We start from the raw sequence: 14,078 nt of genomic DNA on the forward strand, positions 1-14,078 counted from the left end.
TAGCTTAATAGCGATCGCAAGTATTCCAAATACTTAAATATTGACCTGCAAGCTGATGTTAAGAGCGATCGCGCCTAGGGAATAATGAAACTTAGATGAAATGAGACCAAGTGATGAAAACACGCTCTGTTGGATTGGGTTTGGTTAATGGAATGTTGACAAGTGTCATGCTATTGCCATTAGGAACAATATTTCTTTGGAGTGGCTCTGTCAATGCTCAAATCACCTCAGATGGCAGCCTCAACACCACCGTTTCCCAGAATGGCAATAAATTCACAATTACCAATGGTAGTGCCGCAGGCAGTAATCTCTTTCACAGCTTTGGGCAGTTTTCTGTTCCCACTGGTGGTTCAGCCACATTCAATTTAATTAACACCCCGAACATCTCCACAATTTTCAGCCGAGTCACAGGGGGTAGTGTTTCTAATATAGATGGCTTGATTCAGACTCTTAATAGCACCAACCCTGTTAGTCTATTTCTCCTTAATCCTAGCGGCATTCTCTTTGGCTCTAATGCCAGCTTAAATATTAGTGGGTCATTTGTTGGGACTACTGCCGAGAGCATAAAATTTGCGGACGGATTCAAGTTTAATGCCAATGATGCCACACCACCGGCCTTATTAACTATGAGTGTGCCAGTTGGATTGCAACTTGGAGCCAATGCCGGAACCATTCGCACCCAAGGAACCCCAGCACTCAATTTCTTTTTTCGCCCATCACAAATGTTCAAGGCTAAAACTGTGGCGTTGGTGGGTAGTGAAATCGACATCAATCAAACCAGCCTTGCTAATCCTGACGGAAGAGTTGAATTATGGGCATTGCGGAATGCTGAGGTTGGTTTGAATAATCAAGCTGGATTGCAACTAACTAGCCCTGCTTTGGCTGACTGGGGAACAGTTTCGCTCAGACAATCTTCACTTATCGATACAAGTGGGATTAATGGCGGAGCAATCAACATTCGGGGGCGGGGTTTGACCGTTGCCGATGGTTCAGGAATTAGTTCTGCTACTGGTAATTTTGGACAAGGGCAGGGTATCACCGTCAAAACCACAGAATTTGTAGATTTGTTGGGAGCCTCTGACCCAGAGAATTATGACACCCCTGGATTATTCACTAATGTATCGGGAACTGGGGCAAAAGCAGGAGACATTACCATTGAAACTGAACGTTTACGGATTCTGAATGGAGCTTGGTTGCAGTCCATTAATAATGGCTTTGCCTTTAACTTTTCGACTTTTCAGTTAACCCCAATCAACGATACTAGTACTGGAAATATTACTGTTCGTGCTAAAGATGTGGAAGTGAACGGATACAACCCATTTCCTTCTCCTTTTACTGGTATTCCTAATTTCCGACCTAGCGCTATTACTACTTTGGTAAATGGTGGTAACAGGAATAATAGTGGCAGGATCACCATTGAGGCAGATCGAGTTCGTCTGCTCAACGGAGGTCGCATCAGTACAGATATCCTTGGCTTTAACTTTCCTGGTTTTGAGTCCATTACTACTGGCAATGCAGGGGACATCTCGATCCGATCTGCTGAGAGTCTCGAAATTAAGGGAGTCACACCTTCTGGGTTGACTGGTGCTGTCATCAGTGCAATTCAAGGTTTTGCAAAAGGTTCAGGCGGCAATATCACTATCGACACTGGACATTTGCAAGTAGCAGATGGCGGGGCTATATCTAGTGCGCTATCAGGTACTGGCAAAGCTGGAAATATCGAGATTTATGCAAAAGATGTAGAAGTCAGCGACCCTGCGATCGATAGTTTTAGCAATACATTTAGTGGTATCAGTGTTGCAGTAGCTAAGGATGGAGTTGGTCAGGGTGGAAATATTAACCTGCAAGCTGAACGCCTGCGTGTTTTCGACGGTGGACAGATCACCTCATCCAGCTTGGGACAAGGATCTGCTGGCAGTGTTAATTTACGGGTTAATAATATTGATGTGCAGGGCATCTCTCAACCTTTAGCTGATGGTCGGATACTGCCCAGTACTATCACTGCATCCTCAGCAAATGCCTTTACTGCTCGGTCAGTAAATATCACAGCTGACAGCTTGAGTGTTCGTGATGGGGCGGAAATTACCGTCAGCAATTCTGGAACAGGGGATGCGGGTAATCTCAATATTAACGCTCGTAATATCTTTTTGGATAATGGAGCAAACCTGCGAGCTGAAGTGAATGGAGGTAGTCGTGGTAACATCCGTCTCCAAGCAAGTGATTTTCTCTTGTTGCGGCGTGGCAGTAGCATCATCACTAATGCTCGTGGTGCTTCTACAGGAGGCAACATTGATATTAGTGCAGGGTCTATTATCGCTGTCCCAACAGAAAACAGTGACATTTCAGCAAATGCTGTACTCGGACAAGGCGGCAACATCCAAATCACTACTCAAGGCATCTTCGGATTGGAATTCCGTGACCAACTCACTACCGATAGTGATATCACCGCCAGTTCACAATTTGGGGTAAGTGGCACTGTTCAAGTTAATACTATCGGTGTCGATCCAAATTCTGGCTTAGTTGAACTACCAGCAAATGTCGTCGATTCATCTCAACAAATAGCCAGTGGTTGTTCTGTAAATGAAGGTAGTACTTTTGTGGCAACAGGACGGGGTGGTGTGCCACAAAATCCCACTCAGGAAGTAATGAGCGATCGCACTTGGTCTGATATCCGCGACATCTCTGCATATCGCAAAACACAGCCAGTACAAGCCCAAATTCCCCCATCCTCAGAGGTTCTTGTCCAAGCCACTTCTTGGCATCGCAATGCTGACGGCAAAATTGAGTTAATAACAGATAAATCTCCTGTTCAGGTGCTACAGGCATTAAACTGTGCTGCTGTTCCCAAGAGTTAAGTTGATGAAATTTGGTTATGGGACTTCCAAAAAAATATCCCGTCGTAGGGGCGCAAGGTCTTGCGCCCCTAAAAATCTATAAATAATTTGGGATCATTTATTTTTTGCAAGTCCCTATACAAATTAGATGTGTTTTCGCTTAATGCTGTAGCTCACAGAATTAAACAATCCGGTTGACAATTGTCCACACTTCTAAATCAGAGCGGACATAAGGAACAGAGATTGTTTTGAACCCAGTAATGAAAGGCTTGTAATAAATCTGCCAATACATTGGACTCAGTTCATTGGCACAAGCTTTAAGAAAACGGACTTCTGCCGCCAATTCTCCAGCCAGTTGATTAATGCGTTGAGCATGAACCTGTGCCACTTCTTTCGCTTCTTCTAACTCCTGCTGTTGGATAAGTTGTTTTGATGCAACTTGCGATCGCACTAACTTACCTTGTTTTTGTTTGATCTGGAATTCCAAAGCTGCGATCGCAGCATCGATGCCCTGGAGTTCAACTGATAATTGGGCATTTTCCCTGGCTTGACGGCGATATGCTTCAACCATTGCCTGGGGTGAATCATTCTCGCTAGAGATGACATTATTAATAGTGAGTGCAGCGCGTTCTTCTAAAAGAATTTCAATTTGAGAGTTAAGCGCCGCCATTTCAGCCTGAATTTGCTCCATAAATCGAGTTTTAAGTGCTGAGTTTTAAGTGCTGAATAAAATCTTAAAAGCTTTTTGCGCCTTGGGTATCGAGAGAAAGCGATCGCACCTCGGCTGTAATTCCTTCTTCTTGCCAAGCAGCTAACATCGCCGCCTCCACAGCCTCTGAGTGTAATTGATCTGCCAAAGCTAACAGTGTCGGCCCCGCACCACTAATTACCATACCATAAGCACCAGCACTAACAGCGGCAATGTTGACAGCATCATAACCAGGAATCAAAGCTTTCCGATAGGGCTGATGCAGCTTATCTTGCAAAGCTGTTTTTAACCATTGTCCGTTACCAGTTTCCAAGCCGCGCAACAGTAACCCCAAATGTGCCGTATTGAAAATTGCATCAGCGCGACTCACCTCAGTTGGCAAAACGCCCCGCGCCTCTGAAGTGGAAAGTTCAAAATTAGGAATACCTACAACTGGTACAACATCTTTATGCCAGGGAACATCACAAATTTCCCAAGCTGTGCCACTGGTAGCAGCCAGACGACATCCTCCCAACAAAGCTGGTACTACATTATCAGGATGTCCTTCCATTGCGATCGCTAACTCCATCACCTGCGACTGAGAAAGAGTAGCACCCTCAAGTTGATTTGCAGCAACTAATCCGCCCACAATCGCTGTCGCCGAACTACCCAAACCCCTTGCCAGTGGGACACCTAACTTAATCTCTATTTTCACAGTTGGCGGCGTTTGCTCTATATGTTGATAGAATTTGACAAACGCCTGGTAGAGGAGATTGCTTTCATCAGTTTGGACTCGTTCAGCTTCTGTACCAGTGACATGAATAATTAGCCCACCTTCTTCTAGGCGAGTAAATTTGAACTCGTTGTACAGCTTTAAAGCTGCACCGATGCAATCAAAACCAGGCCCCAAATTAGCAGTTGTGGCAGGAACAGTAACAGTGATGGCAGAAACAACAGACATTGGCAAAACTCACTAATCATCAATCAGCATCTCACATAAGTGGTTGAACAAGAAAGGCAGAGGGCAGGAGGCAGAAGGAATACTGTTTTCGCCCTCTGCCCGTGACCAGAGGGAACATGGGTCTGAGTCCCCCACCCTACGGGTTCGCAGTTGCTTTATGCCGGGGAACCCGTCCACCGCACTGCTCACCATAATCTCTGATTTGGTGGCCAAGAATTGGGCGGGGTTAAAGCCCCGTTCACATTCTTCCCTTCTGCCTTCTGCCTTCTTTACTTCCACCCCTACAAAGTGTGGGTGCGTCAAACAGCTAAAATGATTTCAAGAAAACTCTTCAGCAGAAATGCTGGTACGATCGCAGGAGGCAAAAAATGGGCTTGGCTGGATTAAGAATTGTGTTGGTAGAACCAGCTGGGCCGATAAATATCGGGGCGATCGCCAGGGTAATGAAAAATTTCGGGTTATATAATTTAGTATTAGTGAACCCCCAATGCGATCCGCTCTCGACGGAAGCTTTGATGATGGCTGTTCACGCTCAAGAAATTATAGAATCTGCCGTATTAGTGGCAACCTTACCAGAAGCATTGCATGGATGTGTACGAGCGATCGCTACCACCGGTCGCGTTCGCAGTTTAGAAACACCTTTAGAAAACCCCCGCACTGCACTACCCTGGTTACTGGAGGAACCAGAAAAGCCCACAGCGCTGATTTTTGGCAGGGAAGACCGGGGATTAAGCAATGAAGAATTAAATTATGCCCAGAGGTTTGTTGGTATTCCCACCAGTCAAGATTATGTAGCCCTAAATTTAGCTACTGCTGTGGCAATCTGCTGTTATGAATTGTCACAATCTGCCCAACAATTTGACACTCAGACCATAACCCAAACTGAACTCGCACCCTTAGATGTTTTAGAGGGATACTACCAACAATTAGAATCACTATTACTGAAAATTGGTTATGTATATCCCCATACAGCAGCTAGTCGTATGGGAAAATTTCGCCAACTATATAATCGCGCTCACCTGAAAACTAGGGAAGTAGCTATGCTGCGAGGAATTTTGCAGCAGGTAGAATGGGCTTTGAAAAACCAGAGGGATAGTGAAAACTTATAATTATTCGTTTAATATATACGCAATCACCCCCCCCAAATATTTAATATGGCTTAAACTAAACACAAAAATGCTACTTAGTGGCAAAGTGGAATTTGAGTATTAATATTGCTTAAAGATTAAGTTTTGGGTCAGGAGTCTGCAAGAAAACAGTCAAGTCGGTCACAAGGAGTAACTGTGTCAGAGTCAAGTGACGAACTAACAGCTTTCTCGCGGCGACAACCCCTAAATCGCCGCCAACGTCCACAAAAAGTTCAAAAAGTGGCGCAAAAGAAAGTTAAACCTAATAGCCAGCAGCAAGCTGCCAATGGACGAGAAGCGGCGCTAGCACGCTCCAAAAATCGCGTTGCTCCCCCCCAACCCCTGGTGCTACACGTAGGGTAAAATCGGGATTAGTCATGCCAACGGCAGTAAAACCAATACCAACTGTAAAGGGGAAAATTCCTCCCTTTCGACCAGGTGCTGTAATGGTGAAAACAGTGCGGATGGAAAAGCCAAAAAGAGGCCTGCGTTCATCGCGGAAAACGCGATTAAAGCCAATGGCCAAAACTATGTTGTATGTTGTGCGCTTGTTGATAGTGGGTGTTGGAATGGGTGCAATTGTGGGCACGGTGTTGTCAGTATTAGACCCGGCTAATCGCATCAGTACAACTTCTGCACCTCAATCTAATAGTAATGTGGCGCGATCGCAGCCACAACCTACCCAAGCTACCCCAACTGCATCTTCGAGCTTATATCTATCTCAGGAAATTGTCTCCTTGAAAAATGCCGTGCAAAATTTGGCAGCGAACTACCCAAATCTTGCACCCGGTGTTTTCTTGGTAGATTTGGACACTGGCAATTACGTAGATGTCAACGGCTCTACCAGTTTTCCAGCAGCTAGCACAATTAAAGTGCCGATTCTACTTGCCTTTTTCCAGGATGTGGATGCGGGGAAAATTCGCCTTGATGAAATGCTGACCATGCAACAGGATATGGTAGCTGGCGGTTCTGGAGATATGGGGTCAAAACCAGCCGGAACCAAGTACAATGCCCTGGAAGTCGTCACTAAAATGATTACAATCAGCGACAACACGGCGACAAATATGCTGATTGCTCGGCTAGGAGGGATGGAGGCGTTAAACCAGCGTTTCCGCACTTGGGGATTGACAACCACAACAATTCGTAATATTCTCCCAGATTTGCAAGGAACAAATACTACTAGTCCCAAAGAATTGTCGAATTTGATGGCTATTGTGAGTCAGGGAAATTTAGTCAGTATGCCATCACGCGATCTCATGCTCGATATCTTGCGTCGCACCCAAAGGGACACTCTACTACCATCGGGTTTGGGAACAGGCGCAAGAGCATTCCACAAAACGGGCGATATCGGTACTATGCTGGCAGACACAGGTTTAATTGTTGTTCCCACTGGCAAACGATATATAGCTAGCGTCATGGTACAACGCCCCGAAAACGACCCTCGCGCCGAAAAACTGATTAGCTCAATTTCTCGTGCTGCCTACCAAGAGTTTAGCCAAAATGCTGTTACACCCAACAGTACCACAAGCACTATACCCGCAAATGGTTATCAACCCCAGATTGGGAATCCTGCTTTACCCAACAGTACGACAGGTACTGTACCCATGAGTGGTTATCAGCCCCCTGTTATCAGTCCTGTACCTAATGGGATGGGAAGTACTGTACCGGCAAATGGTTATCAGTCTCCAGTTATGAATCCTCAGTATTACCCTCAAAGATAAGTAGGTCGGCGTATCGTTGGGATAAGACAGGGGGCTAGGGGAACTAGCGGTATGCAGGCGTTGCACTGAATTAAAACCACAAATTATAGTCCGTAGAGGCTGGCGATCGCAATTGAAGTGACAATTTCTGTTTGCAAATCAAATCGGATTGCTATACCCGAAACTATCAACCAAATAGTCATTGCTCAAATTCAAACACTAATTGTCAAAATTCAAACGTTTGCAACAAATATTCTTCCATATATAAGAAACGCTTAAGTATTTCTTGCAAAGGTATAATCAGTTGTAGCAAATGCTTAATACTTTGCAACAAATACTCTTCCATGTATAAGAAACGTTTAAATCATTGCAACAATTGTTCTTATGAACTTATGAATTGATTAGTTATTGGTCATTAGACTTCGGCATTGCTGATGCGGCAGGAAACCATGATACTTTCTTTTCTCTGCGTTCTCTGCGCCTCTGTGGTTAAATAAATGATTTATAAACCGCAGAGGCACAGAGGACACGGAGGAAGAAGTTAAATTTAAATTAATAGAATTGCCTAAAGGTTGGGTGTGGACAAAATTAGGAAATTTTAACTCTTAACTTTTTTGATACCGCATCCCTGGTAATTGCGAAACTAAACCCATAAGTTCCAACTGCAACAAAGCACCCGAAACTGAGCCAGCAGCCATGCCGCTTTGTTGGACAATAAAATCAAAGGGTAAAGCATCACTTGTAAACGCATCCATTACCGTTTGCAATTCTGGCGATAAAGTTGGCATTAACTTTTCTGGCGCTGTGGAAGCCTCGACTCCATCAATTTGTGGTATTGCTCCCAGCATTGTTAACAATTCATCCAATTCCTTGACAATCAAAGAAGCTCCCTGACTCAGTAACTTTAAGCATCCTTGAGATGGATGATCGTCCACTCTTCCAGGTAAGGCATAGACATCTCTGCCAAATTCATTTGCGTATGTAGCAGTAATTAACGCACCAGATTTTAATGGCGCTTCCATTACCAAGATAGCGCGGCTTAAACCTGCAATAATCCGGTTGCGGCGGGGAAAGTGCGTGCGATCAGGTGGGGTTTTTGTGGGGTACTCACTCACAACTAATCCAGCCGTCAAAATTTGCTTGTACAAATCCCGATTTTTATGTGGATAGATAACATCTACACCAGTCCCTAAAACTGCGATCGTGCGTCCACCTGCTTTCATTGCAGCACTGTGGCTTTCTGTGTCAATTCCCTCTGCCATCCCAGAAACAACTGTAAAGCCATTTTTAGCCAAAGCTGTACTAATTTGGCGAGTCCAACGGATACCATATTCTGAGGGTTGGCGTGTGCCGACAATCCCAACCATCGGTTTTTGTCCGAGATTTTCTTGAAGTTCGACTTCGCCGCGATAGTACAAAATCGGCGGCGGACTGGGAGTTTCTAGCAGTAAGCGGGGATAATCTGCATCTGCTGGTGTCCAGAAATGGGAATTTTCCTGCTGGTGCTTGGTAAATAGTTGTTCTGGGTGCAAACGCGATCGCTGTTGTACTACTTTTTCTAGTGTCTGAAAACCAAAACCCTCCACTTCTCCTAACTCTACCTTGGTAGCGTTCCAAGCTGTTGCCAGCGTGCCAAAATGCTGTTGCAGCCGTCGCAATAATACCGGGCCAATTCCCGAAATTTGCGCCCAAGCTATCCAATATGCGCCTTCTTCCACCACCGTTCTGTCCTCACGCCCACTGGATTGAGTATTCCCAAATTGGGCTTGGCTGTTGAGGGAGATGAGGGAGCAGGGGAAGAATTAATGACAAATGACAAATGACAAATGACTAACCCCTTGACTTTTGACTCTTGACTCTTGACTATTAACTATTGACTATCTATCTTCTGATCTTCTGTGATGAAATATTTTTATCGTCTTTTAATAAGCCTATCGGGGTGCTTAATATTTTTACTGGTGCATAGTGGCCTTGGTTTATTGCCTAGTTTGGCAGCCGAGAAAGTTACTGTCAGATACGGGTTGTTTGAGCAATCAATCCCGGTGGCAGATATACGCAACTATGGTGAGAAGCAAAAGGCTTCTAGCGATTTGCAATCTTTCTTAGATTACCTCAGCGCTAAAGAGAAAGAGAAGTTTCAAGAAGCCCTTCAAGTGAAAATGTCGCTTGATATTGTGGCTTTAGATAAGCTGATAAATACAGGAATGGGCAAGCAAATTTTATCTTTTGCTTCTGGTGCGATCGCTCGTCGCGATCAAGCCAGTACACAAGCCCTACGTTCTGCCCTCATCATAGGAGCAAAATCACCAGAAGGTCTAGGATTAATCAGCTTTTTAGAAGCATATCCTAGTAATCAACTAGTTGTTGATGTGTCAAAAATTTCTAAGCTAGTTGGACTGGCAAATTCCTCTTCTAATTCTGCTGATGCACTACCAAAAGATAATGTAAGTTCTTCACCTTTTGGGAAAATTGCACTGCAATACCAAATACTCGCCGCCCAAGATAAACAGTTTTCAGGTTGTTTATTTGGCGATTCTATTTCGGCGGGGCTTGGTAATACCCTTGGGAGTGGTACTTTTAATTTTGGGTTAAATGGCTTAAGCACAATCTCATTACTAGAACAACTAAAAAGTTTAATTCCTACTAAAGTTAAATGTGAAAAAGCTATTATTGCCGTAGGTGGGAATGATGCTTGGTATGGAATTAGTGATGAATTGTTTAGCAAAAATCTCCAAGAAGCGATCGCACTTGTTAGAACAATGGGAAATAAAGAGATTTTTCTGATTCCGGCTTTTTATTCAACAGTTGCAGCCAGCTTAGATCCAACTGTATCAGCCCCACTTCCTAAAGTTGAACAAATTAATCTTCTGATTAATCAAGTTGCTGAAAAAGAAAAAGTGCCAGTTGCAGCAGCAGGGCTAGCACCATTGTATGAGAATAATGTTCTTAAAGAGAATTTGACGAGCGATGGCGACCATCTCAATGCTGAGGGTCTAAAAATTTATCGACAAGCATTATTACAAATCCTGGAAAGATAATATAATTTCGTCTAATTTTCCATAGTAAAACCACCTACCAAAGTTACGTTTATCTAAACATAATTCGTAGTTTGTAACTCGAAATTACGAATTACGAATTATCACCTTCAGGCTTTCCAATTCAAAAATCGCGCGTAAATATAAGCGATGCCTTCATCAAGAATTGTCCGCACACCTTGGCTAGAAACCCACCATTTGTTTGGATCGTAATCATGAGTTCTAGCTGCGATCGCACCAACTTGGACTTGAGGTGTAAGTATTTTTCTGAATAGGAACCAACTTCTACGGGTGTGAACATCCAAAGAAAAAACATTAATTGATTTTAGCTTTAAATTGGAATGGGATAGCCAGCGATCAAATTCAGCAGCAGATGCATAACTACGATCCTTTATTACGTTTGGTGTCGGAACAGCTACTACCTTCTCCGATTCTAAACCGAGTTTCTCGAAGGTAGCGGCTGATACTTCTGCAAAGCTTTTGTATTCGCTAAGATAATTTCCTTTTTCTATCGATCCTCCTGTAGTAATTACTAGATTATAAGAACCGTTTTTAAATTCAGTTAAAGCTTGTTGTATGGCATAATCTGGTAGCCATCCTTCAACAACTAATACTTCTGCTGATTTGATAGGGGAAGTCACGGCGAGAAATGAGTGTACATGAGTAATAACGAAAAATATTAAATAAGCAATCAAAGCGATCGCAATCGCCCACCCCTGAGCCGTAAGTGTCCACATTTCTTGGCGTTTTATTAGTTTGATTTTTGAAAAATTTTTACGCCGACGGTTTTTTGCCTGCATTAAATTTTAGCTAGACGTTGTTCTTCCAAGTAAGTAAATACAGATTTATCTCCAATATCAGCAGGAATTGCTTGCACTGTCTTTCGCAGGGCAAATACCAAAAACAACGTTGCCCAAATTCCTAATAAAACACTTTCGCCCTGAGTTGGTAAAATTCCCACCAAATGTCCTAATAACAGTAGCGGTACTATTAGGGTTAATACTTTAGTTTCTAAACGATTGAAGCAAAAAGCCTCTTTAAAATAAATCCCTGTCAAAGCAACAAAAATAAAACCAACCCCAAATAAGGTAAGAGGCTGATTGTAAACAGTCAGAGCTAAAGGTTCAGTACTAGAAATTGCCAGAATAACTGATGCCATACTACCGATCGCCCAAAAAATTTGCAACATTCGATGCAGTGATGCCATGTAGATATGAATGGTAAATAAACTTACACCAAGAGCGAGACTAAAACAAGCATATAAAGGTGTAAGTGCAGTTACAACAGTCGGGTTATTGTTGAACAAAATCAAAGCGCTGCCTATCGCAAAGCTGACTGCTGCTACCATTAAGCCAGCACGGTAGATAATTACGCCAGTGCGATCGCTCTGAGTAATTGTAAATTCCCCAAACTGACCTTGATAAACTTCTGGTGGAGGTAGTGTTTGCGTAGTCATAGTTAAAATATTGTTACGATTTACTAATAGAGTACAATGGGAAATTGCTGAAGGGTTACTTTTATTATCGATAATGAAACCAACTTTGTGGCACAATCACAAAGTTTTAAGTAATTTTTGTCGTACTTAGTATAGCTAAAAGTGAGATGAGCGATCGCATTACAGAATACTTTCCACTTAAGTCCATAGCGATTGCCTACGGCACACTACGTGATCGCAATCATTAAATTGTATGATTTGACTCAAAAATATCCTTGAGAATGAGGGAAGGCAATGGATATGGACAGGATTGATATCAAGTATAGAATCGGAAATTTATACTAAAGTCCATAAGGATTTGATACAGACAAATTGTATCCTGTGTCTTAGCATTATGCTGTAGTTAGGCTATTGATGGAGGAAAGTTGAGATGAGCAATGTCCAAAGACAAGCCACTTTGCGTCCCGGTACGGTTGGACATCAGAAAGCAAATACATCCACTTTTCTGAATCCATCCCTTGCCTCACCAAGTATTCCAACGCTGGCGAACCCGATACGCGGCTTTGGCTCCCAAACAATAAGTAAGTCATCAACAGACCTTCAAGAGGTGCAGTCTGCTGATGAGCAACAAATAAAATCTGAACCAATCAAACAATCGCCTCTGAGTCATGACATTAGTCGTATGTCATTGCGTCCACAAAAAGCATTCACCGAAGGCGTGATTAATAGATTAGAAAATGCAGTTATTCAAGGAAGTGGTATAAAAAACGCCTCTTATGGAGCCGACGTTGTGACTCCTAGTGGTGGACAAAATCTTCCAGAACCTGTCCTAGCAAAGATGCAGACAGCATTTAATGCAGATTTATCAGACGTAAAAATTCATACAGATGGTCAAGCAGAAAAGCTAGGTTCTCAGGCTTTCGCATCTGGTAATAATTTACATTTTGCTCAGGGAAAGTACGATCCGGAAAGTCAATCTGGTCAAGCTCTAATTGGACATGAATTAAGCCATGTAGTCCAACAACGACAGGGACGGGTTAATATCCCAAAACTACCTGGAGAAGGGAATTCCATAGTTGTGCAAGACCAAGCTTTGGAAGCAGAAGCTGATGTACTAGGTAATAAGGCAGCAGCAAGCCCTGATGCAATCACGAAAGAGTCTATTCAAGCCAAGAAAATAGACGGAACTGTAAGCAAGGCAGTTCAGCAAAAGCCAATTGTACAAAATGCTCTACCAGTAATTGGTGCGATCGGTGCTTGGGGTGCTAGTCTGGCAACTGAATCAGGAGCAGCAGCAGCAACCATAGCAGCAGCAACCATTCAAGCAGGACAAGCTGCTGCACAGGTAGGAAGTGCGCTTGCTCCTGGACAAAGCGGTGTTCAAAGCGTTCAACTAGATAATGGATATATGTCACCTGTAGACAAACAAAAACTACAGTTGATTACCCAATATCGTTTAATTAATGCTTATGTGAGTCACTGGAAACGACAGCATCCTGATGTACCCCTAGCTCCACCGACCCAAGGAACTGCCCCAGCCCCGACCCCAGCCCCAGCCCCAACCCCAGCAACTCCAGCTCCAACTGCATCAGATTCACCTAATCAATCTGGTGGCACTTTGGATTTAGCCATTTTGGAAGCTGTAAAGGCAGAAGTTCAGTTGCAGATTGAAACACTACTTAATACAAACCAAAAAACAACAGACAATGTAGAATTTATTTGGTCAGACAGTGGAGATCACACCGCAGATACAATTGGTACTGTTGGAGCAGTTGGGTTTAGCAATATTAGAGGAACTTTTATCAAGGAAACTCTGCAATTAAGTAGTGATGCAGCTCAAATCCCGAACTTAGATCCGCCCAGTAGGGGTCAAGAGATGGATGTTAGACAATTCCGAGGTGGAAGTATGCGTCGGGGTTCTTCAATGTCCATTGGCTACGGTGATTCGTTATCCATCAATTTGACAGGTAGCGGCCCGACAATTAACCATGCGGGCAACAATGGTCATGGAGAACACATTTACTCTACTGACTGGAATTGGGATGGCAATACAACACAAGGAGATTTCCCTCTGTATATTCTAGTCGATGGAACACCTGTATTTAATATTGCAAAATGGAACGGTACGCCGGACGATAATTCCTATTTTTAGGTTTGACTTTACCTAGCAGAAAAGTTCCTAAAACGCTCAAAATAATTGCTAAATAGTGAAGAAGGAATTTTCATTGACAGTCACAGATTTCCGACTTTTTTGAGAAGTTGGGATCTGTAACTTTCACAAATTATTATGATGCTATA

Annotated in this window: 9 protein-coding genes and 1 pseudogene; 5 read left to right on the top strand and 5 right to left on the bottom strand. The window is 43.3% G+C overall.

Going from position 1 to position 14,078, the window contains the following annotated elements; genetic code table 11:
- The first annotated feature begins 113 nt into the window (after positions 1 to 113).
- Positions 114 to 2,855, top strand: coding sequence for a filamentous hemagglutinin N-terminal domain-containing protein (locus tag ACFFRD_RS16430; RefSeq protein ID WP_392482377.1), 2,742 nt, complete (start codon positions 114 to 116; stop codon positions 2,853 to 2,855).
- 160 nt (positions 2,856 to 3,015) lie between these two features.
- Here the strand turns inward: ACFFRD_RS16430 and ACFFRD_RS16435 are convergent, their stop codons facing one another.
- Positions 3,016 to 3,525 carry a hypothetical protein gene (locus tag ACFFRD_RS16435; RefSeq protein ID WP_114086224.1) on the bottom strand — a complete coding sequence of 170 codons (510 nt, stop codon included), beginning with the start codon at positions 3,523 to 3,525 and terminating at the stop codon, positions 3,016 to 3,018.
- A gap of 43 nt (positions 3,526 to 3,568) precedes the next feature.
- Positions 3,569 to 4,483 carry a homoserine kinase gene (gene thrB, locus ACFFRD_RS16440; RefSeq protein WP_392482379.1) on the bottom strand — a complete coding sequence of 305 codons (915 nt, stop codon included), beginning with the start codon at positions 4,481 to 4,483 and terminating at the stop codon, positions 3,569 to 3,571.
- A gap of 368 nt (positions 4,484 to 4,851) precedes the next feature.
- Here thrB and ACFFRD_RS16445 point away from each other — a divergent pair, with 368 nt between their 5' ends.
- Together ACFFRD_RS16445 and ACFFRD_RS16450 are read left to right on the top strand one after the other, a co-directional pair.
- Entirely contained in the window at positions 4,852 to 5,592 is a 741-nt protein-coding gene (locus ACFFRD_RS16445) for an RNA methyltransferase (RefSeq protein ID WP_392482380.1), read from the top strand.
- Between the two features lie 174 nt (positions 5,593 to 5,766).
- A pseudogene (locus ACFFRD_RS16450) lies at positions 5,767 to 7,331 on the top strand (serine hydrolase).
- Between the two features lie 584 nt (positions 7,332 to 7,915).
- Here ACFFRD_RS16450 and dprA read toward each other — a convergent pair.
- Complete coding sequence (gene dprA / locus ACFFRD_RS16455) at positions 7,916 to 9,031, bottom strand: DNA-processing protein DprA (RefSeq protein WP_392482382.1); 1,116 nt, start codon at positions 9,029 to 9,031, stop codon at positions 7,916 to 7,918.
- 237 nt (positions 9,032 to 9,268) lie between these two features.
- Between dprA and ACFFRD_RS16460 the strand changes: the two genes are divergently transcribed.
- On the top strand, positions 9,269 to 10,348 hold the full coding sequence (locus ACFFRD_RS16460; protein ID WP_392482383.1) for an alpha/beta hydrolase: 1,080 nt from the start codon (positions 9,269 to 9,271) through the stop codon (positions 10,346 to 10,348).
- A gap of 107 nt (positions 10,349 to 10,455) precedes the next feature.
- Here the strand turns inward: ACFFRD_RS16460 and ACFFRD_RS16465 are convergent, their stop codons facing one another.
- Complete coding sequence (locus tag ACFFRD_RS16465) at positions 10,456 to 11,145, bottom strand: ElyC/SanA/YdcF family protein (protein WP_392482384.1); 690 nt, start codon at positions 11,143 to 11,145, stop codon at positions 10,456 to 10,458.
- On the bottom strand, positions 11,145 to 11,801 hold the full coding sequence (locus tag ACFFRD_RS16470; RefSeq protein WP_114086217.1) for a DUF2301 domain-containing membrane protein: 657 nt from the start codon (positions 11,799 to 11,801) through the stop codon (positions 11,145 to 11,147). Before ACFFRD_RS16470 ends, ACFFRD_RS16465 begins: the two co-directional genes overlap by 1 nt.
- A gap of 409 nt (positions 11,802 to 12,210) precedes the next feature.
- On the opposite strand from ACFFRD_RS16470, the gene ACFFRD_RS16475 reads away from it, so the two are divergent.
- Entirely contained in the window at positions 12,211 to 13,932 is a 1,722-nt protein-coding gene (locus ACFFRD_RS16475) for a DUF4157 domain-containing protein (RefSeq protein ID WP_392482385.1), read from the top strand.
- Positions 13,933 to 14,078: the final 146 nt, after the last annotated feature.

Origin of the sequence: Nostoc sp. C110 (assembly GCF_043099725.1) — a bacterium.
GTDB classification, from domain to species: domain Bacteria; phylum Cyanobacteriota; class Cyanobacteriia; order Cyanobacteriales; family Nostocaceae; genus Nostoc; species Nostoc muscorum_A.

Coding starts and splice junctions, on each gene's coding strand:
- ACFFRD_RS16435 (WP_114086224.1), bottom strand. CDS start 3,525: ATGGAGCAAATTCAGGCTGAAATGGCGGCGCTTAACTCTCAAATTGAA.
- ACFFRD_RS16470 (WP_114086217.1), bottom strand. CDS start 11,801: ATGACTACGCAAACACTACCTCCACCAGAAGTTTATCAAGGTCAGTTT.
- ACFFRD_RS16445 (WP_392482380.1), top strand. CDS start 4,852: ATGGGCTTGGCTGGATTAAGAATTGTGTTGGTAGAACCAGCTGGGCCG.
- ACFFRD_RS16430 (WP_392482377.1), top strand. CDS start 114: ATGAAAACACGCTCTGTTGGATTGGGTTTGGTTAATGGAATGTTGACA.
- ACFFRD_RS16465 (WP_392482384.1), bottom strand. CDS start 11,145: ATGCAGGCAAAAAACCGTCGGCGTAAAAATTTTTCAAAAATCAAACTA.
- ACFFRD_RS16475 (WP_392482385.1), top strand. CDS start 12,211: ATGAGCAATGTCCAAAGACAAGCCACTTTGCGTCCCGGTACGGTTGGA.
- thrB (WP_392482379.1), bottom strand. CDS start 4,483: ATGTCTGTTGTTTCTGCCATCACTGTTACTGTTCCTGCCACAACTGCT.